This window comes from Pseudomonas sp. Irchel 3H9 (assembly GCF_900187495.1).
Lineage (GTDB): Bacteria > Pseudomonadota > Gammaproteobacteria > Pseudomonadales > Pseudomonadaceae > Aquipseudomonas > Aquipseudomonas sivasensis.
In genome coordinates, this window is the sequence record NZ_FYDK01000002.1 from 139,121 (window position 1) to 158,885 (window position 19,765).

The following is a 19,765-nucleotide window of genomic DNA, read 5'->3' on the forward strand; positions in this document are numbered from 1 at the left end:
ATTGCAGTGCTTAACCATAAAAACAACAGGCATTTGCTTCTCGATTCTGCCGGCACACTCACCTGAGGTCAGAACCACCATGAATATCCCTATGGGTAGCATCAAGCGTTGGCGCGTGCAGATTTTCGCCATCACCTGGCTGGCGTACGCCGCGTTCTATTTCACTCGCAAAGCGTTTTCCGTGGCCAAGCTGGGGATCGTCGACGACCCGAGTTTCCCCCTCGACAAAATGATGATGGCCAACCTGGATGGCATTTACCTGGCGGCCTACGCCGTCGGGCAGTTCACCTGGGGCATGCTTGCCGACCGCTTCGGGCCGCGTGTCGTGGTACTCGGCGGGTTACTGATTTCTGCCGCTGCGGCGCTGGTGATGGGCACGTTTGCCACCTTGCCGATCTTTATAAGTTGCATGCTGATCCAGGGCTTGGCGCAGTCCACCGGCTGGTCTGGACTGTGCAAGAACCTCGGCAGTTTCTTCCCGGCGCAGCAGCGCGGGCGGGTGCTGGGGTTATGGAGTTCGTGCTACGCCTTCGGTGGCCTGGTGGCGTCGCCCTTTGCCGGGTGGTGGGCCTACACCCTGATCGGCAGCTGGCATGCGGCGTTTATCTCCAGTGCGGCGGTGGTAGCGTTTGTGGCGGTGCTGTTCTTTCTCTTCCAGCGCAACACGCCGCAGGACGTGGACTTGCCGGCCGTGGAACCGGAGCCGCTGTTGAGCGCCGAGGAGGCCGCCGCCGAGAAGCGCATCAGCGTGCTGGAACCGCTGCGGGCCATCTTGCGTAACCGCACCGTCTTGACCCTGGGGCTGGCGTATTTCCTGTTGAAACCGGCGCGCTACGCGATCCTGTTGTGGGGCCCGGTGATCGTGTATGAGCAAATGCCCTCGGTCGGCAAGGTCGGCGCGGCCATCGTGCCGACGGCGTTCGAACTGGCCGGTTTGCTGGGGCCAGTGCTGATCGGGCTGGCTTCCGACAAACTCTTCGGCGCCCGACGCATGCCGGCCTGCGTGCTCAGCCTGCTGGCCCTGACCGTGGCCTTGGCGCTCTTCATGGGCGCGCTGCACACCGGCAGCGTGCTGCTGGTGATGGCGTTGTTGTTTGTGATGGGCCTGACCCTCTACGGGCCGGACTCAATGATCAGCAGCACCGCCGCCATCGACTTCGGCACCGCCAAGGCGGGGGCGACAGCCGCAGGCTTTGTGAACGGTTGCGGTTCGGTGGGGGCGATCCTCGGCGGGTTGCTGCCGGGCTACTTCGATACGGTGACGGTGTTTATCGTGTTTGCCGGTGCCGCGCTCTTTTCCTCGCTGGTGCTGATGCCCTACTGGAACGCCAGGCCGGCCGTGCTGGCCCAGGTCGGGGATTTCGTGCCGGACCGCGGTCTTGCGATCAAACCCTTGCGAACCTGAGGGGGATGGCCGGTTTTTGGTGGATCAGAGCGTTTTTGCCCTATAAACTCTGCCCCCAAAGCGCCGGCCAGTAGACGTTTCGGCGCGATGTATAGAAGAGAGTGAGTCATGGGCGCACAGTGGAAAGTCAAACATAAAGAAGCGGCATCCAATGCCAAGGGCAAGATCTTTGGCAAGCTGGTGAAAGAAATCACCATCGCCGCCCGCAATGGCGCCGACACCGCGACCAACGCTCACCTGCGTCTGGTGGTGGAGCAGGCCAAGAAGGCCTCGATGCCCAAGGAAACCCTGGAACGCGCGATCAAGAAGGGCGCCGGTCTGCTCGGTGAAACTGTGCAATACCACCGCGTGACCTACGAAGGTTTCGCCCCGCACCAGGTGCCGCTGATCGTTGAGTGCGTAACCGACAACATCAACCGCACCGTGGCGGAAATCCGCGTGGCGTTCCGCAAGGGTCAGTTGGGTGCTTCGGGTTCGGTAGCCTGGGACTTCAACCACGTCGGCCTGATCGAAGCGTCGCCGGATACCCCGGATGCGGATCCGGAAATGGCTGCGATTGAAGCCGGTGCACAGGACTTTGAAGACGGCGAAGAAGAGGGCGCGACCCTGTTCATCACCGAAACCACCGACTTGGACGCAGTGCAGAAAGCGTTGCCCGAGCAGGGTTTCACCGTGCTATCGGCCAAGCTGGGCTACATCTCGAAAAATCCGGTCAGCGGTTTGACGGATGAGCAGATGGCTGAAGTCGAAGCCTTCCTCGAAGGTTTGGACAACCATGATGACGTGCAGGATATGTTCGTGGGCCTGGCGGGCTGATTGAATTTATAGCTGTACAACTGTGGGAGGGGGCTTGCTCCCGATAGCGGTGGGTCTGACCCACTGCAATCGGGAGCAAGCCCCCTCCCACATGGTTTAAGAGTGTTGGATAGATGCCAGCAAGGCGTTGATTTCTTCGAAGCTCGGTCGTGCCAACACATCCGGCTGACAGCACATTTTTTGGAGTTCCAAGAGTTCACCGCTCAACCCCGTTTCAACCCGCTCCAACAATTCCCCCAGCAACACCCCGAACGCCCGCACTTCAAGTCGCTGTAACGCCCGTGTTTCCAAGGTATCCGTCGTGGCATGGAACGACGCTGCGCCAAAATCCCCTAGCAGGCAATCGCCCACTTCATTCCACAGAATATTGTGGCCGTACAGGTCTCCATGGGTGATGCCGTGCCTGTGCAAATGAGCGGCCACCGAGGCGATGCCCTGGGCCATGCGCAAGGCCACATTGGCACTGAAACGGGCAGTCGGTTCGTAGATGTCGCGGGTGCACGAAGCCAGGCTCGGCAGGGCGGCGAGGTTGCGGTAACTGGGGTCAATCAGGTCCATCACCAGTGCGGCCTGGTGATCGGGATGGCCGACTACACGGCCCTGGACCTTGATCAGATTGGGATGCAGCCCGGCGGCGATGCAGGCCTGCATTTCGTGCAGCGGCGAGCCATCGCTGGTGATCGTGCCTTTATAGAGTTTGACTGCCACCGGCTTGGCCTGCGGTTTCCATAGGGCCTTGCGGATCACCCCCGAGGCGCCTTCGCCCAGCACTTCGGCCAATTCCAGTTCTGCCCACGGGATGTCCGGCGTTGCGTCGTCTGCCGCCACATCCACTGCCATTTCCACCGGGTTTCCGGCATAGGCCAACCAGGTCAGGCTTGGCAGGGCTAACAGCCATTGCGGCAGATGGGTAAAGCGGTTGGACGCGATGCGAAGCAATTCGAGGTTGTGACAGTTGGCCAGGCTTTCCGGCAGGGCCGCGAGCTGGTTCCCGGCGAGCATCAGTTTTTGCAGCAGCGGCCGCTCGCCCAACGCGTCAGGCAACTGGCTGATGCGATTGTCGGTGAGGATCAGCCAGCGCAACAGCGGCGGTAAAGCGGCGGCGGGAACGTGGCTGATCTGGTTGGCCTTGAAGCCGATCATGCTCAACTTGGCGCACTGCCCCAGGCATTCCGGCAGCTCAGTAAAAGCGTTGTCCGAGCAGAAGAGCACGCGAAGGTGCGGCAGGCGGTGCAGGTCGTCGGGCAGGCGGCTCAGGGCGTTACCGCTGAGGTTGAGGATCTCCAGGGAGTCGGCCAGCCCGAAGATTTCTTCTGGGAATTCGGTGAGCCCGCAGGACAGGTCCAGGCGCGTAACGCCGGCCAATTGGCCAGCCTTGAGTTGGGCGAGGGTATTCATGAACGGCGCGGTCACTCGGCAAGGGGGCGTAAATGGCGCTCATGATACCGGGTCGGGCACCGGTTGCGGGCTGGCGTGTTGCAGTTGATTCAGGCGGCTGGCGGTGCGCGCCAAGTCGATGGCCTGACCGCTCATCGCCTGTGCCAGCGGTTGTTCGCCGATCAGGATCAGGTGCTTGTCTTTGTCGTAGAGCACGTCCACCAGGTTGATAAAGCGCTGCTGCACAGCGATCGGGCACTCGGCCAAGTGGGGCAGGCCGTCGATGATCCAGTGATCGAAATCCTCGCACAGCAGCAGGTAGTCCATCACGGCTGTCAGCTGTTCGCAGAGGTCGCTGAAGGTGAACGCGATGGTACGAGCGTGATGCTGGCGGCAGATCAATTGTCGGTTGCCCACCGTCAGGTGCTGCGCCGGGCCATCGGTGACCGGCAGGCCGAGCGCCGCACGCTGGGTCGGAGTGCCCGGCCACACGTATTGCCCGGTGGTAAAGCGCTGCACGGAATGAGCCTGGGGCAGGCTGCGAAAATCCTTGGGCGAGCTGACTTCCAGCACCTCCATGCGCGTGGCGATCAAGTCGATCACCGGTTTGAACCGCTCGTGGTACAGCGGGTTGGGTAACAGGCCTTCGGGCGCATAGTTGGAGGTGACCAGTACCAGTACGCCGCGCTGGAACAACGCCTTGAACAGCCGGGTAATCAGCATGGCATCGCCGATATCGTGCACGTGGAACTCGTCGAAACACAGCACACGGCAGCCGTCGAGCAGTTCGTCCAGGGTGACGGCCAGGGCATCCTCGGCCTTCTGGTGGGCGAACATGCCCCGGTGCAACTGGGCGAAAAAATCATGGAAGTGCACGCGCAGCTTTTCGGCGAGGGGCAGCGCCTGGAAGAAACCGTCCAGCAGCCAGCTTTTGCCGCGACCTACCGGGCCGTGCAGGTACAGGCTGCGGGTGGGTTGGCCAGCGAGCAGGTGCTGGGTCGCGCGCGCCATGGCGGCGATTGCCTGGGCCTGGCCGGCGCTGAGGGTATAGCCCTGTTGCCGGGCCTTGTTCTCAAAGAACGTCTGGATGGGCAAGTCGTCGTGGCCGTCGGTGTGTTTACCGAGCAAGCGACGGATTAAAGGAAGCACGGCCAATGGGATTCACTCTGTGTGTCGAGGTCGCTTACTTTAGGTCGCTTGCAGCGATTTGACCAATACAGAAGGCCGCGGCCAGCTATCTCTAAACGGCATGGAGCACAGGTAATCCTGTCCACACTGGCAGATTTTTTCTCAGTGACTACCCTTCTACATGGAAGTCACCCCTGTATAAGGATTTGGGGCAGTGAAGGGACGAGCAGTATTGACAGTCATGGGCGCGATGCTCTGCAGCACGGTTTACGCGGCGCAACTGCAAGTTGTGGTGCGCATCGATGTGCAACGGGGCTGTCAGTTGGTGGGCACCACCCGCAGCGCTGGCATCGAGCAACTTGGCGTATTGGATTTTGGCAGCGGCCCGCGTCTGGATGACCCGGCCGGGCCGTTGAGTGCGGCGCTGATCAGCCAGCGCCAGCCGCGCCTGGAATGTAACCCCGACACCCCGTACCAGATGCGCGTCGACGGCGGCCTGAACGGTGGCACCGGCGAAGTGCGTTACCTGAGCACGGGCATCCCCTCCGGCAAACCCATTCCTTATCGCATTTATGCCGACGCCGCGCGGCGTGTTCCGTTGCCAGTGAATGTCCCGCTCAGCGGCCGTGTGCCGGACTCTGGCTCCGTCGATCTGCCGCTGTATGGTCGTATCGAACCGCTCAAGGACATCCCGGCCGTCGGCCGTTACACCGACCTGCTCAAGGTAACGGTCACATGGTGAGCCGTGGCTGGACCCTGCTGGCCATGGGTGGCCTGTTGCTGCTGGCTGAAGACGCCCGCGCGGCGGTGGCCAGCGGGTTTATCCAGGCGCGCATGGTGATCACCGCCAGTTGCGAAGTGAGCAAGGGCAACGACACAGCGCCGGTCAGCCCGACGGGCGGCACCGCCATGCTGGACTTCGGCAGCCAGGGACCTACGTGGAGCAACCCCTTGGGGGCGAACATCTCAGACGGCAGTAACGCGCCGCTGACAGTCTCGTGCAACCCGACGGTCGCCAGCTTCACCGTGACCATCGACGGCGGCACCAATGCCGTCGGCACCACCCGGCGCCTGAGCAACGGCCGCCAGACTATCCCTTATCAACTAATGGCCGACCCGCGGGGGCGTATCCCTTACACCATCGGCCAGCAACGCAGTTTTGTAGCCGCTAATGGCACGCAAATGACCATCCCGGTGTGGGGCGCCGTGGTGGCCAATACCACGGCCCTCCCTGCAGGAACCTATACCGACACATTGACGGTGACACTGGATTGGTAAATCAAAAGGATGACGATCATGCATGCACTTGTATCTCGACTCGGCGTTTGTGCACTGGGTCTGGCGATGGCCTCCAGCCTGAATGCGGCCACCACGGTGACCGGCCAGATCACCTCCAGCCTGACACTGATTGCCAGTTGCCAGGTCAACGGTTCCGGAGCGGCTACTGGTCTCAACTTCGGTAGCTTGAACTTCGGCACCACCAACAGCCTGTTTACCAATGCTGACGCCCAACTGCTGGGCGGTACCGGCACTGGTGGCGCGCTCTCGATCCTGTGCTCCAGTGGCACCACGCCAGCAGTGAAAGTGCGTGCCGGTGCCCATGATGGTGCTTCTCCGGGAGGTACACGTGCACTGGCCGACGGCGCGGGTAACTTCGTGCCTTACGACTTCTACACCGACAGCGGCCATTCGGCGCTGCTGGCGATTGACGGCGTGATCACCCTCGCGACCAGCACCGGTGTGGCGCAAACCGTGAACCTTTATGGTCGGGCAGTGGGCAAGGCCGGGCTGCCGGCGGGCACGTACTCGGACACCGTGGCCGTTGAACTGACGTTCTAATGCGCTGGCTTCGCGCATTGCTGGCCTGTGGGCTGGTGGTGCCGCTGCCGTTGGCGGCAGTGACCAGCCAGAGTTTTCAGGTGAGCGCGACGATTACGCCGGGCTGCCTGATCGTCGGCGGCGGCGCCAACTACGGCGCGCTGAACTACGGCAGTTACTCGGCCCTGGCGACCAGCGCCGTGACCGCGGCGCTGACCGGCGGCGTGACCCTGCAATGCACGCCGGGGGTGGCGTTAAGCATGAGTGTCGACGGCGGCCTGCATAACAGCAGCGGGCGCAACCTGCAACTCAACAGCGGCAGTGCGCGAGTGGCTTATCAGCTGTTTCGGGACGCGGCGTTCAGCCAGAGCCTGGGGATCAGCCAGAGCGTCAGCGTGGCGTACAGCGACGCAAACAACATCAGTCTGCCGATCTATGGGCGGGTGGTTTTACCGGGCAATCAGCCTGGGGGGACGTACAGCGACACGCTGCAGGTGCAGCTGACGTGGTAGGGCTTATCGGTAAAAGGAGTGGTTTTATGCGTTCACCTTCCCGGCGGCTGTGGGCCGCAGGTATTGCCTTGGGGGCGTTGTGTACGACGGGGCTGGTGCAGGCCGCCAGTTCGGTGCTGATCTGGCCTATCGACCCTGTGCTGGAAGCTGATCAACAGGCCAGCGCGCTGTGGCTGGAGAACCGCGGAACGGAAACCGCGAGCCTGCAGATTCGCGTATTTGCCTGGAGCCAGAGTGGCTTTGACGAGCAGTACCAGAACCAGCGCGATGTGATCGGCAGCCCACCGGTGGCCAGGATCGAACCAGGTCAAAAGCAACTGGTACGCCTGACCCGCACCCGTGAAGTGCCGCCCGGCCAGGAGTTGGCCTACCGCATCATCATTGATGAAATTCCCTCGCCATTGCAGGTGCCTACGCCGCCGGAAGGCAAGAATACGGCGGCGGCGATTCGTTTCCAGATGCGCTACTCGGTGCCGTTATTCGCCTACGGCGCGGGGCTGTGGAGCAAGGAGGACGCCACGCGTCAGCGTGACCCGGCGGGCGCGGGCAAACCGGACCTGAGTTGGCACAAGGTCACCGTCGCGGGGCGCAATTACATCGAGGTGCGTAACCAGGGCGCTGTGCATGCACGATTGACGGACGCGTCGTTCAAGCAGAGCGGACAGACGCGGCCGCTGGTGGAGGGCTTGTTGGGTTATGTGCTGCCCGGCGCGACGATGCGCTGGCCGGTGCCGGATGCTGTGTCGGCTGATCAGCCGTTGCAGGTTCGCGTCAATGGTGCGGCGCAGTTGGAGAGCCTGGCGCCGAAGCGTTGAAGGCAGTGTAACGGGGCGGGGAAGCTCCGGGTTTTAAGCAGATGGAGATGTCCATTGAAGGACACAACGCCATGGTGAGTCGTGGTCGGGCTCGTCATCTATGGCTGTCGGTGGTGGTCAGCGGGCTGTGGGGCGTGGCAGTGGCTGGCGACCTGCCACCGCCGCCGAGCAGCATGGAGGCTGTCGCCGATGCACAGTTATTTCTGGAGTTGGTGGTCAACCAGATGGACACCGGCCGCGTCGTTGCAGTCGATCAACGTGCCGGGCAACTCTATGTGCCGGCCGGTGCGCTGCAGGACGTGGGCATGAAATTGCCCGGTGAACTCAGCGGCAGCGTGGCCCTGGACGCAATCCCCGGCCTGCACAGCGATTACGACAGCAACGGCCAGCGCCTGCTGATCGACGTGCCGCCGTCGTGGTTGCAGGAGCAGTTCATTGGCAACCGCGACACCTACCCGCGTACCCAGGCCATGAGCAGCTTTGGCGCTTTGCTCAACTACGACCTGTATTTCAACGACACCGATGAAGGCGGCAGCTACCTCGCGGCTTGGAATGAAGTGCGGCTGTTCGACAACTGGGGCACCTTGTCCAACACCGGGCAGTATCGCCAGACCCTGGCCGGCGGTATCAACGACAGCACCCTCAATAATGGTTACCGGCGCTACGACACCACCTGGCGTTTCTCGGATGATGAGCGCTTGCTCACCTACGAGGCCGGCGACGTGATCAGCGGTTCGCTGCCCTGGAGCAGCTCGGTACGCTTGGGCGGGGTGCAGTTGTCGCGCGATTTTGCGGTGCGCCCCGATCTGGTTACTTATCCCTTGCCGCAATTTGCGGGCGAGGCGGCAGTGCCGTCGTCGGTGGATCTGTTCATCAACGGCTACAAATCCGAAAGCGCGCTGCTGCAACCGGGGCCCTACACCCTGACCAATATCCCCTTTATCAACGGCGCGGGTGAAGCGGTGGTCGTCACCACCGACGCCCTGGGTCGCCAAGTGTCGACCACGGTGCCGTTCTACGTCACCAGTACGCTGTTGCAACAAGGCCTGACGGATTTTTCGGTGGCGGCCGGCACGTTGCGCCGCGACTACACCGTGCGCGACTTCTCCTATGGATCAGGGGTGACCAGTGCCACGTTGCGTTATGGCTACTCCGACAACCTCACTCTGGAAAGCCACGCCGAAGCCACCAGCGATCTGACCCTCGGCGGGCTGGGCGCCAATGTGCGCCTGGGCAATTTTGGCGTGCTCAACACTGCCCTCAGTCAAAGCCAGTTTGAAGGCCGCAACGGCCAGCAACTGAGCCTGGGTTATCAGTACAACAGCACCCGTTACAGCCTGTCCTACCAACGGGTAGAACGGCGCGCCGATTACGCCGATCTGACCCTGGTCGACACGCCCTATGCCAGCCTCAGCAAGCGCAGCGAACAGGTGACCCTGAGCCTCAATCTGCAGCGTTTTGGCAGCCTGGGCCTTGGGTATTTCGACGTGCAGGCAGCGGACGATTCCCGCACGCGGCTGCTCAACCTGAGCTGGAGCAAGCCGTTGTGGCGCAACACCAGTTTCTACCTGTCGGCCAACCGCGAGATCGGCGATAGCAATTGGGCCATGCAGGCACAACTGGTAATCCCGTTCGACCTCAACGGCAGCCTGGCGTTGAGCACCGAGCGCGGAAAGGACGGCACCCGTCGCCAGCGCGTCAACTACAGCAGTGCGGTGCCCAGCCAAGGTGGGTTCGGCTACAACCTGGGGTATGCCCAAGGCGATGCACCCAGCTATCGACAAGCTGACTTGACCTGGCGTTTGCAGTCGGTGCAATTGCAGGCCGGCGTGTACGGCAGCAGCGATGCCGAGACGCGCTGGGCGGATGCCAGTGGCTCTCTGGTGTGGATGGGCGGCGACACCTTTGCTGCCAACCGCATCAACGATGCATTTGTGGTGGTGAGTACCCAGGGGTTTGCCGGGATTCCGGTGCGCTACGAAAACCAGTTGGTGGGAGAGACCGATCGCAATGGGCATTTGCTGGTGCCATGGAGCAGTGCGTATTACCGGGGCAAGTATGAAATCGATCCGCTGAACCTGCCGCTCAATGTGCAGAGCCCTAACGTGGAACAACGAGTTTCGGTGCGCCGTGGCGCGGGTTATCTGCTTGAGTTCCCGCTGCGGCGAGTGCTCGCTGCGAGCGTTACCCTGGTGGACAGTCAGCATCAGGAATTACCCCTGGGCAGTTTGGTGGTCCATGAGCAAAGCGGCCAGCAGGCGGTGGTGGGCTGGGATGGTCTGGTGTACCTGGAGAACCTGTCGGCCCACAACACCTTGCAGGTGACGTTGGGACAAGGGCGAACCTGCCAGGCGACCTTTGATATCGATGAGCAGCAACAAGGCGTGCCGCTGATCGGGCCGTTGGTGTGCCAGTGAGAGGCAGGGCATGGTTGCTGCTCGGGCTGCTGCAGGCGGGCCCGGCGATTGCGGCGTGCTCGGTGGTCACCACCGCGCCGGCCAGCTTCGGCTCGATCAGTTCAATGACGGTGCGCACTGCCGCGCAGACCAGTTCCACGGCCAACGCCGGTTTGAGTTGCACGTCGGCGCTGATTTCGCTGTTGGTGTCGTCGGACCACTTCTACGCCACCGTTACGTCGGCCCAGAGTGGCATGGTCGGGCCGACCGGTGACGTGATCGGTTACACCCTTTACGGCAACAACAGCAGCAGCTATCCGATTACCCGAGGCACGCAATTCGATTTTGGTGGATCCGGGGGGATTGCCCAGGCGTTGGGGCTGATCGCAGGGCCAGGGACGAAAACCGTGCCGCTGTACCTGAGCAGTATCACGGGCAGCAATGTGGCAGCGGGGCTATATACCGAGACGTTGAACATTGCCTGGAACTGGAACTATTGCTCGGGGATCGGCATCGGCGGCGTCTGCCTGGGACGGGACATTGGTAATGCCGTCGCGACCCTGACGGTCAGCATGATCGTCACCAACGACTGTCAGATCACCGCGCCCAATATCAGCTTTGGCAGTGCTCCGGTGATCAGTGGGTTCACTGCCGTGACCGGACAAACCATCAACATCGCCTGCACCAAGGGCAGTGCCTACACCGTGGGCCTGAGCGACGGCCAGAATCCGCTGAGTGCGGGTGGGCGGCGGCGCATGATTTCAGGCAGCAATTACCTGGCCTACGACATTTTCAAAAGCGCCGGCACCACGCGGTGGGGCAGTGTTGGCGCAGCGCGGCGGGCCAGTTCCACGGCTGAGGTCAACCCCGGCAATGGCTTGGGCACCGGCAGCCAGGTGTTCAACTACAACGCAAAAATCTACAGCGACCAGACCACCCCACCCGCCGGCACCTATCTCGACAATGTGGTACTGGACGTGGGGTTCTAGAACGGCTGAAGGGAGGGTGGCGGCTGATCCGTCGGGCTGACCACCGCATAGTTGTAGCCGCCGCCGGACCAGTACTGCGCTTGTAACCCATCCGCCGTGCGCTGGCCGCGGGGCAGGAAACCGTTGTCCGGGCCCGGTGGGCGAATGTAGAAACTGATGCGCCGACCCTGGGGATCTTCGTACAGCACCATGGCGGCGGCGCCTTGGTCGGTGGTGAGCAATCGACCGCTGACCGGCTTGAAGCCCGACTGACTCAAGTCCGGCAGGCGGTGGGCCTGGTTGAAGTAGCGGTCGAGCCACGCCTGCATGGTGCCGCTGTCCTGGCCGTTGTAGTCGGCGGGCATGATGCCTTCCTGGGCAAACAGGCGGAACGCTTGCATCGCGTCGGCCATCGGCAACATCGGTGCTTGTGTGGCTTCACGGGCGTGCCAGCCGCCGAGGCCGCCCAGGCTGACGGCAATCAGCAACACCGCCGCCGTGGCGAAGTGGCGGCGCGATTGATGCTTGATGCGTTGGCGAATCAGCGCCGGGTCCAGTGCCGGGTTGGGCGGCTGTTGCAGGGCGCCGCTCAAGGACGCGCGCAGCAGTTGCGCGTCCTGTTGCCAAGCCTGGACCCGGGCCGCGACGTCGGGATGGGCCGCCAAATAGGTGTCGAGCACACGGCGATCACTCTCCAGAAGCTGGTGGTCGACGTAGGCATGCAGGTCGCGTTCGCTGGGGGGCAGGCTGATCATTTGAGTATCCGCAGGGAAGGGCTGGCAATTTCGCCATCGCTGAGTTGACGCAAGGCTTGGCGTGCCCGGGACAGGCGCGACATCACGGTGCCGACTGGCACGTCGAGGATGTCGGCGACGTCCTTGTAGCTCAGACCTTCGACCGACACCCATAACAGCAGGGCGCGCTGTTCGGTGTTGAGTTGATCGAAGGCTTGCAGGGTCGACTGGGCGATCACGGTGCGCTCCACCGACGGCTGCGCGTCATCGCGGCCAGTAAAAAACTGCAGCATGCGTGCATAGCGCCGGGTGCGGCGGTGGGCGTCGAGGAACTGCCGATAGAGGATCGAAAACAGCCACGCGCGCAGATCGCCCTCAACGCGTTTGTCGGCCCAGCGGGTAATCGCCCGTTCCAGGGTGGACTGCACCAGGTCATCGGCGCTGCTGGCGTTACGGGTCAAGGACACGGCAAAACGCCGCAGCCTGGGGATGAGTTCACGTAACTGTTCGTCGAGTTCATGCATGGGTGTCTGGCTGGTCACTACGCTGGGACTAGAGAGACGTCCGGCGTTAAGGGTTATTCCAGGCTAGGAAAAATAAATCCACGGCCAGGGAATAGAGCAGATCGGCATTCGTCTCAATGCTCCGACCTTAAGTTTCACCCCCTAAGGCCTCTGGCCCTGGAGTTTGTTCATGGTAGATCACTCATCACCGCCCCGTCCTGCGTTGAGCACTGCGAGCCTGATTGCGCGACTCGCCGGTATTGGGGCCATAGTTGCTGTCGTTGCCGGGGCATTTGCCTACGTCAACGGCACGCTCGACCCACAGCGGCTGCGGCCGAAAACCTTGGTCAATGCCCTGGAAACGAATAACGGCGTGCACCCCGGTTTTCGCCGTAACCATGCCAAGGGCGTGTGCGTGGCCGGGTATTTCGAGAGCAGCCCCGAAGCCCGTGCGTACTCCAGTGCCCTGGTGTTCAGCGAGGCCAAGACGCCCCTGGTCGGCCGGTTTGCGTTGCCCAGTGGTAACCCATATGCACCGGACAGCAGTGTGCCGATCCGCAGCTTTGCCGTGCAGTTCAACCAATCCAACGGCCAGCAATGGCGCACGGGTATGAACAGCATGCCGGTGTTCCCGGTAGGCACGCCCGAGGCGTTCTACCAGATGCTCAAAGCGGGTGCGCCCGATCCGGCCACAGGCAAGCCGAACCCGGCGAATATGCCGGCGTTTTTCGCCGCGCATCCCGAGACGGCGCCGTTTTTGGCGTGGGTCAAGACCGCCAAGCCATCGGCCAGTTACGCCACCGAAACCTATAACGGCATCAACGCGTTTTACCTGGTGAGCGCCGATGGCAAGCGCCAGGCCGTGCGCTGGGGCGTGGTGCCGCAGAGCCAGGACGCGGCGGGGGATACTGCGCCGGGCGGTGCTGACTTCCTTGAGAAAGACTTGGCGCAGCGCCTGGCGTCAGGCCCATTGCGTTGGCAGTTGAACATCACGCTGGCCAACCCCGGCGATCCACTCGACGATGCGAGCAAGACCTGGACCGGCGAGCACAAAGTGTTGAACGCCGGCACCCTGGTGCTGCAAAGCAGCCAACCCCAGGCCTACGGTGATTGCCGCGACATCAACTTTGACCCGCTGATTCTGCCCAGCGGCATCGAAGCCTCAAATGATCCGCTGCTGGCCGCCCGCTCGGCGGCGTATGCCAGTTCGTACCTGCGCCGTGCCGGTGAAGTCGGCCCGTTGCACAGTGCCCCTCAGGAGTCGAAACCATGAATGCCCACCCTCGGTTTTTTGCGCCCCTGGCACGTCTGCTGCACTGGTTGATGGCGCTGATGGTCATCGCCATGTTGTTTATCGGCGCGGGGCTGGCGGCGTCGGTGTCGGAGCGGCATGAGTGGTTGATCCACCTGCACAAGCCGCTGGGGATTGCGATCCTGGCGTTGGTGATCGTGCGATTGGTGGTGCGTTTTTCCACCCGTCAGCCGCCGTTACCGTCTGACTTACCGCAGTGGCAAGTGCTGGCGGCCAAGGCATCCCATCTGGTGCTGTATGGGTTGATGCTGATATTGCCGCTGCTGGGTTGGGCGATGATCTCGGCGGCAGGTGATCCGGTAATGCTCAGCAGTTCGGTGCAGTTGCCGGCGCTGGTGGCGGCTAACGCACCGCTGTTTGCGCTGCTGCGCAAGGCCCATGGGTATCTGGCTTACCTGCTGTTTTTCACGGTGCTGTTGCACTTGGCGGCGGCGTTGTTCCATGGACTGATTCGGCGTGATGGGGTGTTGCAGAGTATGACCGGCACCAGGGACTGATGCCGGCTGAGGGCAGGGGCGTTAGCGCAGGACCGTGACGATATCGGCCACGGTACTCAACACATCCTTGCCCAATTGCTTGGACCGCTCACCCGACCAACCGGTTTTCGGGTTGGGGGCGTCGTCGTTGTCCTTGAATGGCATTTCCAGGGTCAGGGACAGGCAGTCGTATTTTTCGCCGACTGCATTGCACGCCAGGGTCATATTGGCTTCGCCCGGCAAGTCGCGGGTGTAGCCATGTGTGGTCTGGAAGTCTCGGGTCAGCGCACTCAAGTGGCGGCGGAAGTGTTTTTCCAGCGCTTCGATACGCGGGGTATAGCCCGGGTTGCCTTCGCAGGCGGCGGTGAACACGTAGGGGATTTCTTCGTCACCGTGGATATCGAGGAACAGGTCCACACCGTACTCTTCCATCTGTTGCTGCACGAACAGCACTTCTGGACTGATCTCCTGGCTGGCGCTTTGCCAGGCACGATTGAGGTCCTGACCCATGGCGTTGGTGCGCAAGTGACCGTGGAAGGCACCGTCGGGGTTCATGTTCGGCACCAGGTACAGGTCGGCAACGGCCAGGAGTTTTTTCATCTCGGCATCGCCGTCCTGTTGCAGGCGCTCGATGATGCCTTCCATGAACCATTCGGCCATGTGTTCGCCGGGGTGCTGTTGGGCGATGATCCAGATGTTGCGACGGCCTTCGCCGCCTTTGCCACGGCGCAGCAGTTGGATATCGCGGCCTTCGACGCTTTTACCGGTCGCCAGCAGTTGAGTGCCGGCGTATTTCAGCGCCAGCTCTATCAGCCGATCATGGCGTTCACGGCTGTAGGGCTCGAAGTAGGCGAACCAGGCATGTTTCTCGCGGGTTTCGAGGCTGATGTGCAGGATCTCTCCGTCGAAGCGAGTCGGTACTCGGAACCAGTTGACGTGATCATAAGACGCGACAGCGTGGTAGCCGCTCCAGGCGTGCTTATACGAGGAGCCACCCGCGTTGCTCAGGCGAAAGGTGTGGGTGTGGCCCACGTGCATGCCTTCGGCCTTGAAGTGGAACCATTGGAAATGGTGGCTGCGGGTATCGGGTCGAATTGCCAGCAACAAATGGTATGCATCGCTGGCGTCGAGTACTTGGATATTGCCACTGTCGAAGTCGGTGCTGATCTTGATGGAAGTCAAGGCCACGGTCATAGTCTGGTTGCCTGAATATGAGTGTTGTGACGACTATATTACACAGGAGTCTGGTAAAGACTGGACGCAAAATTGTTGCGAGAAGGGGGGCGTCGTCCGTGACGCCGCCGCAGCTTAAAATCTATGAGATTGATTCTCAAGCGCTATTTCGCAGAGATCTGAGCCAGAGCGCCCGACTGACTTTCTTTTGGCGATGGTCTTTTGCTACCATGCGCGCCATCTAGCAACACACAGTCTTCATTAGCCTGAAGCCACGCCAGGGAAACTGGCAAAAAAAAGACCCGGCCAAAGAGCCGGGTCAAAAACCGTGATTAGCCTGATGAGGAGATATTCCAAGAGTCCGACCTAAGGTCCCTTGGTTTATCGACTGATCTCGCGATCAGCTGAGCCCAATAATAATCATTATCATTTGCAAGTCAAATGTTTTTATCCCTGTGATAGAAATATTTTCCTTCGCGCCTCTTACGCGTTCGTCTGAGCCTCCGATGCCTGCAGCGACCGCTCTATCATCGCCTTCGCCATATCAATCAAATACACCACTGAAAACGCCAGGTCGCGCTGATTGCCCTGATGGCTGCTCGCCGATTCATAGGCCGTAGCGGCGGCGCTGCGCAACAGCTCTGAGGCGTGCACCAGCGCTTCTTCCTGACTGATGCCCGGTTTGAGTGTGAAAAAACCTTCGTCCGGGACGGGTGCTGACATATTTTCTTTCAAGTAAAAGTCCAGCGCCCTCTGGGCAGCACCGCTGCTGCGCAGGTTGTAAACGTCGTCACTCTTGGTGGCTTCAGGCAGGAGATACGGGCTCGTTGTCATAAGGGGCGGTACTCTGTGTGGGTGTCGAAAACCTTGAGCCTGATAATAGTACGTATCGTATTTATGTCGTTTTATGGATTACTACAAACTGTTTATTGCCCTGAAAAATACCTGCCGTATTGTCTGGCGCCATGGATAACTGGATAGCGTTGGTCAAGGCCAACATGAAAGACCGCAAGGTCACACAGGGCGAGCTGGCTGAACGCTTGGGCATGTCCCAGGGCGGTGTGGGCCATTGGCTCAACAAGCGGCGCGTGCCGAGCCTGGCAGACATGAACCGGGTCCTGGAAGAGTTGGGGCTGGGCTACCTGGAAGTGGTGCAGGAGGTGCGTGAGAAAACCGACGAAGTCCCCATTCAGGCTAAACAGTACACACCGTATTTTCGCTACCCGGTCAGCGAGTGGAGGGGCCTGTGCGAAGTGCGCGAAGAGCGCCCCGCTTATGGCGCCGCGGGCTTCGAGCTGTCGGACTACCATGCCCACGGAGATGCCTTTTGGCTGCCCGTGACGGGGGACGCCATGACGGCGCTTAGTGGCCTGAGCATCGCTGCGGGCATGATGATTCTGGTGGATCCCGCAATCGCCGCACAACCCGGCAGGCTGGTGGTCGCCCAATGGGCAGACAGCCCCCAGGCGACCTTCCGCCAGTTGATGGAAGAGAGCGGCGAGCTCTACCTGGTGCCGCTCAACCCTACCTACCCGAAACGGCTGTTCACCAAGGATTGCCGCATCCTTGGCGTCGTCGTGCAGGCCACGGCGAAGTTCTAATCAGCGGTTTCGAGTTCCACCAGCGCGCAACCTTCGGCAACCATTTCGCCTTCCTGGCAGAACAGCGCCTTGACCACTCCGGCCTTGGGCGCGCGGATGCTGTGCTCCATCTTCATCGCTTCGAGCACCACCAATTGCGTGCCGGCTTCAACCGCTTGGCCGACTTCCACCAGCACTCGCACAATGCTGCCGTTCATCGGCGCTGTAAGGCCACCTTGATGAGACTGGTTGGCCTCGACGGCGGCAATTGGGTCGAACAGGCTCACGCCATGCATCTCGCCATCCCAACGCAAGAACAGGGTGCCCTCGCGACGTACTGCCAGATGTGAATGACGCACGCCGTGATGATCGATCAGCAGGTGCTCCCCGCACAGTCGCGGAACATCTTCGCCCACTGTCACTCGGCGATCCTGCCCATTACAGCTCAAATGCAGGGAAACCTCGGCGGGTAGCCCGGCACGAAACCCACGGGTGTCCGCCCAAGGCCCTTCACCCGGCGGCAAGCTCTGCATAAACGCCGAACCCGCCGCCTGCCAGAATTCATCGCTCAACTCACCGGGCACGGGCAGCAACTCATCCTGATAACGCGGAATAAATCCGGTATCCAGTTCGGCCGCCGCAAATGCGGGATGGCCAATGATGCGCCGCAGGAAGCCCAGGTTGGTCTTGATCCCGCCGACGGCAAACTCATCGAGCATACCCAGCAATCGCAGGCGTGCCTGCTCACGGTCCTCGCCCCAGGCAATCAACTTGCCGAGCATCGGGTCGTAGAACGGCGAAACGCTGTCCCCTTGCCCAACGCCGCTGTCTACCCGACGCCCCGGGCCCGACGCGGATTCGCGGTACAGCGCCAAGTGCCCGGTGGCGGGCAAGAAGTCATTGGCCGGGTCCTCGGCATACAAGCGCACTTCAATCGCATGGCCGATCAGTGGCACCTGTTCCTGGCTGATCGGCAGCGCTTCGCCCTGGGCGACACGAATCTGCCAAGCCACCAGATCCAGGCCGGTGATGGCCTCGGTCACCGGGTGTTCTACTTGCAGCCGCGTGTTCATTTCCATAAAGAAGAACTCGCCGCGCGCATCCAGCAAAAACTCCACGGTACCGGCGCCAACGTAGCCGATGGCCTGGGCGGCACGCACGGCGGCTTCGCCCATGGCTTTGCGCTGTTCAACACTCAGCCCCGGCGCTGGCGCTTCCTCGACGACCTTCTGGTGCCGACGCTGGATCGAGCAATCGCGTTCATTGAGGTAGAGGCAGTGCCCCTGTTGATCGGCAAATACCTGGATCTCCACATGGCGCGGCTTGAGCAGGTATTTCTCCACCAGCATCTGGCCGTTGCCAAACGACGACAGTGCTTCACGCTGGGCGGAGGCCAATGCTTCGGCGAGTTGGTCGACGTGCTCAACCACCTTCATGCCCTTGCCACCGCCGCCCGCTGTGGCTTTTAGCAGCACCGGATAACCAATACGTTCGCAGGCGGCGCGGAAGGTTTCCAGGTCTTGGGCTTCGCCGTGATAACCCGGCACCAACGGCACACCAGCGGTTTCCATCAGCGCCTTGGCGGCGGATTTGCTACCCATGGCGTCGATGGCCGAGGCGGGCGGGCCGAGGAAGATCAGGCCGGCGGCTTCAATCGCCCGGGCAAAACCGGCGTTTTCCGATAAAAAGCCGTAGCCCGGATGAATCCCTTGGGCACCGCTGGCGTGGGCGGCCGCGATGATCTTATCGATTTGCAGGTAACTTTCCGTGGCCTTGCTGCCGCCCAGGTCCACGCGAATATCCGCCTCGCGACTGTGCCGCGCATCGCGGTCGATGGCGCTGTGCACGGCCACGGTTGTCAGGCCCATTGCTTTGGCGGTGCGCATCACCCGGCAGGCAATCTCACCTCGGTTGGCTACCAGCAGGGTCGTCAGTGTACTCATGGGCGCGGCTCCTGGGATTGCCAGCTCGGTGACCTTTTTTGCAGGAACGCCCTCAATCCTTCCTGCCCCTCGGCACTGACGCGAATCCGTGCAATTGCGTTTTCGCAGTAGCGGCGCAGTGCTGGGGTGAGGGCGCCGTTGCCCACTTCACGCAGCAGATCTTTACTCGCGCGCATCGCTGCCGGGCTGTTTTGCAACAGGTTGGCAATCCACTGCTCGACCTGGGTATCCAGCTCACCGGCCGGGTAGCTTTCGGCCAGCAAACCGATGTCTCGCGCACGTTGGCCACCAAAGCGTTCGGCCGTCAGAGCATACCGGCGCGCCGCGCGTTCGCCGATGGCCTGCACCACGAACGGACTGATCACCGCCGGCGCCAGACCAATGCGCACTTCCGACAGGCAGAACTGCGCGTCATCGGCGCCGATCGCCATGTCGCAGCAACTGATCAATCCGAGGGCGCCACCGTAGGCTGCGCCTTGCACCACGGCCAAGGTCGGGATTTTCAGCTTGGCCAGGTTGTACATCAGCTCTGCCAGTTCGCGGGCGTCGTCGAGGTTGGTGTGGTAATCCAACTCGGCTGACTGCTGCATCCAGGCCAGGTCCGCGCCGGCACTGAAGTGCTTGCCGCGTCCGCGCAGCACCAAAAAACGCAGGGTTGGGTCGCCTTGCACCTGGTCGAGAGCAATGATCAATTCGCGGATCATTTCGGCATTGAACGCGTTGTTCTTGGCTTCACGACTGAGCCACAGGGTGGCGAAGCCACGGCTGTCGGTGATCAGTTCGAGGGTGTTGAAATCGCTCATGGGTAC

General features: G+C 61.6%; 20 protein-coding genes. 12 read left to right on the forward strand and 8 right to left on the reverse strand.

The genetic code is table 11. The annotated features are described in order from the left end of the window. Positions 1–79 precede the first annotated feature (79 nt). Positions 80–1,405 (forward strand): MFS transporter, encoded by a 1,326-nt coding sequence (locus CKW32_RS06620; protein ID WP_032889872.1) that lies wholly within the window; start codon positions 80–82, stop codon positions 1,403–1,405. A 108-nt stretch (positions 1,406–1,513) separates the two neighbouring features. Then, positions 1,514–2,221, forward strand: coding sequence for a YebC/PmpR family DNA-binding transcriptional regulator (locus CKW32_RS06625; protein ID WP_032889871.1), 708 nt, complete (start codon positions 1,514–1,516; stop codon positions 2,219–2,221). Positions 2,222–2,317: 96 nt separating this feature from the next. Here CKW32_RS06625 and CKW32_RS06630 read toward each other — a convergent pair whose 3' ends face one another. Continuing rightward, complete coding sequence (locus tag CKW32_RS06630; protein WP_095185004.1) at positions 2,318–3,619, reverse strand: protein kinase; 1,302 nt, start codon at positions 3,617–3,619, stop codon at positions 2,318–2,320. Positions 3,620–3,658: 39 nt separating this feature from the next. Beyond that, entirely contained in the window at positions 3,659–4,753 is a 1,095-nt protein-coding gene (zapE, locus tag CKW32_RS06635; RefSeq protein ID WP_095184393.1) for a cell division protein ZapE, read from the reverse strand. 223 nt (positions 4,754–4,976) lie between these two features. Between zapE and CKW32_RS06640 the strand changes: the two genes are divergently transcribed. From CKW32_RS06640 to CKW32_RS06670, 7 genes are all read left to right on the forward strand, one after another. Continuing rightward, the gene (locus CKW32_RS06640; RefSeq protein ID WP_177326454.1) at positions 4,977–5,468 is read left to right on the forward strand and encodes a spore coat U domain-containing protein; all 492 of its coding nucleotides are present in this window, start codon (positions 4,977–4,979) and stop codon (positions 5,466–5,468) included. Next, positions 5,462–6,004: a spore coat U domain-containing protein gene (locus CKW32_RS06645; RefSeq protein ID WP_095184394.1), complete on the forward strand. Its 543-nt coding sequence runs from the start codon at positions 5,462–5,464 to the stop codon at positions 6,002–6,004. Before CKW32_RS06640 ends, CKW32_RS06645 begins: the two co-directional genes overlap by 7 nt. 18 nt (positions 6,005–6,022) lie before the next feature. Continuing rightward, positions 6,023–6,565 (forward strand): spore coat protein U domain-containing protein, encoded by a 543-nt coding sequence (locus CKW32_RS06650; protein WP_032889863.1) that lies wholly within the window; start codon positions 6,023–6,025, stop codon positions 6,563–6,565. After that, a complete protein-coding gene (locus tag CKW32_RS06655; RefSeq protein WP_095184395.1) occupies positions 6,565–7,056 on the forward strand; it encodes a spore coat U domain-containing protein in 492 nt (163 codons plus the stop codon). Before CKW32_RS06650 ends, CKW32_RS06655 begins: the two co-directional genes overlap by 1 nt. A 26-nt stretch (positions 7,057–7,082) precedes the next feature. Beyond that, positions 7,083–7,871, forward strand: a complete 789-nt coding sequence (locus CKW32_RS06660) for a molecular chaperone (RefSeq protein ID WP_095184396.1) — start codon at positions 7,083–7,085, stop codon at positions 7,869–7,871. A 71-nt stretch (positions 7,872–7,942) separates the two neighbouring features. Next, positions 7,943–10,288: a fimbria/pilus outer membrane usher protein gene (locus CKW32_RS06665; RefSeq protein WP_095184397.1), complete on the forward strand. Its 2,346-nt coding sequence runs from the start codon at positions 7,943–7,945 to the stop codon at positions 10,286–10,288. Beyond that, positions 10,279–11,256: a spore coat protein U domain-containing protein gene (locus CKW32_RS06670; protein WP_371853987.1), complete on the forward strand. Its 978-nt coding sequence runs from the start codon at positions 10,279–10,281 to the stop codon at positions 11,254–11,256. The genes CKW32_RS06665 and CKW32_RS06670 overlap by 10 nt, the downstream gene beginning before the upstream one ends. Here CKW32_RS06670 and CKW32_RS06675 read toward each other — a convergent pair. Next, positions 11,253–11,990, reverse strand: coding sequence for an anti-sigma factor (locus CKW32_RS06675; RefSeq protein WP_095184398.1), 738 nt, complete (start codon positions 11,988–11,990; stop codon positions 11,253–11,255). The genes CKW32_RS06670 and CKW32_RS06675 overlap by 4 nt on opposite strands. Further along, positions 11,987–12,493, reverse strand: a complete 507-nt coding sequence (locus CKW32_RS06680; protein ID WP_095184399.1) for a sigma-70 family RNA polymerase sigma factor — start codon at positions 12,491–12,493, stop codon at positions 11,987–11,989. Before CKW32_RS06680 ends, CKW32_RS06675 begins: the two co-directional genes overlap by 4 nt. Before the next feature lie 169 nt (positions 12,494–12,662). On the opposite strand from CKW32_RS06680, the gene CKW32_RS06685 reads away from it, so the two are divergent. Both CKW32_RS06685 and CKW32_RS06690 read left to right on the forward strand, forming a co-directional pair. Then, positions 12,663–13,745, forward strand: a complete 1,083-nt coding sequence (locus CKW32_RS06685; protein WP_095184400.1) for a catalase family peroxidase — start codon at positions 12,663–12,665, stop codon at positions 13,743–13,745. Beyond that, positions 13,742–14,281 (forward strand): cytochrome b, encoded by a 540-nt coding sequence (locus CKW32_RS06690; RefSeq protein ID WP_095184401.1) that lies wholly within the window; start codon positions 13,742–13,744, stop codon positions 14,279–14,281. The genes CKW32_RS06685 and CKW32_RS06690 overlap by 4 nt, the downstream gene beginning before the upstream one ends. 21 nt (positions 14,282–14,302) lie before the next feature. On the opposite strand, the gene CKW32_RS06695 is transcribed toward CKW32_RS06690, so the two are convergent. Next, positions 14,303–15,454: a M14-type cytosolic carboxypeptidase gene (locus CKW32_RS06695; RefSeq protein ID WP_032889844.1), complete on the reverse strand. Its 1,152-nt coding sequence runs from the start codon at positions 15,452–15,454 to the stop codon at positions 14,303–14,305. Between the two features lie 462 nt (positions 15,455–15,916). After that, complete coding sequence (locus tag CKW32_RS06705; protein WP_032889839.1) at positions 15,917–16,267, reverse strand: DUF6124 family protein; 351 nt, start codon at positions 16,265–16,267, stop codon at positions 15,917–15,919. Between the two features lie 131 nt (positions 16,268–16,398). Here CKW32_RS06705 and CKW32_RS06710 point away from each other — a divergent pair, with 131 nt between their 5' ends. Beyond that, on the forward strand, positions 16,399–17,034 hold the full coding sequence (locus CKW32_RS06710) for a LexA family transcriptional regulator (protein WP_095184402.1): 636 nt from the start codon (positions 16,399–16,401) through the stop codon (positions 17,032–17,034). On the opposite strand, the gene CKW32_RS06715 is transcribed toward CKW32_RS06710, so the two are convergent. Together CKW32_RS06715 and CKW32_RS06720 are read right to left on the reverse strand one after the other, a co-directional pair. Continuing rightward, on the reverse strand, positions 17,031–18,956 hold the full coding sequence (locus CKW32_RS06715) for an acetyl/propionyl/methylcrotonyl-CoA carboxylase subunit alpha (protein WP_095184403.1): 1,926 nt from the start codon (positions 18,954–18,956) through the stop codon (positions 17,031–17,033). The genes CKW32_RS06710 and CKW32_RS06715 overlap by 4 nt on opposite strands. Then, positions 18,953–19,759, reverse strand: coding sequence for a gamma-carboxygeranoyl-CoA hydratase (locus CKW32_RS06720; RefSeq protein ID WP_032889834.1), 807 nt, complete (start codon positions 19,757–19,759; stop codon positions 18,953–18,955). The genes CKW32_RS06715 and CKW32_RS06720 overlap by 4 nt, the downstream gene beginning before the upstream one ends. Positions 19,760–19,765 lie beyond the last annotated feature (6 nt).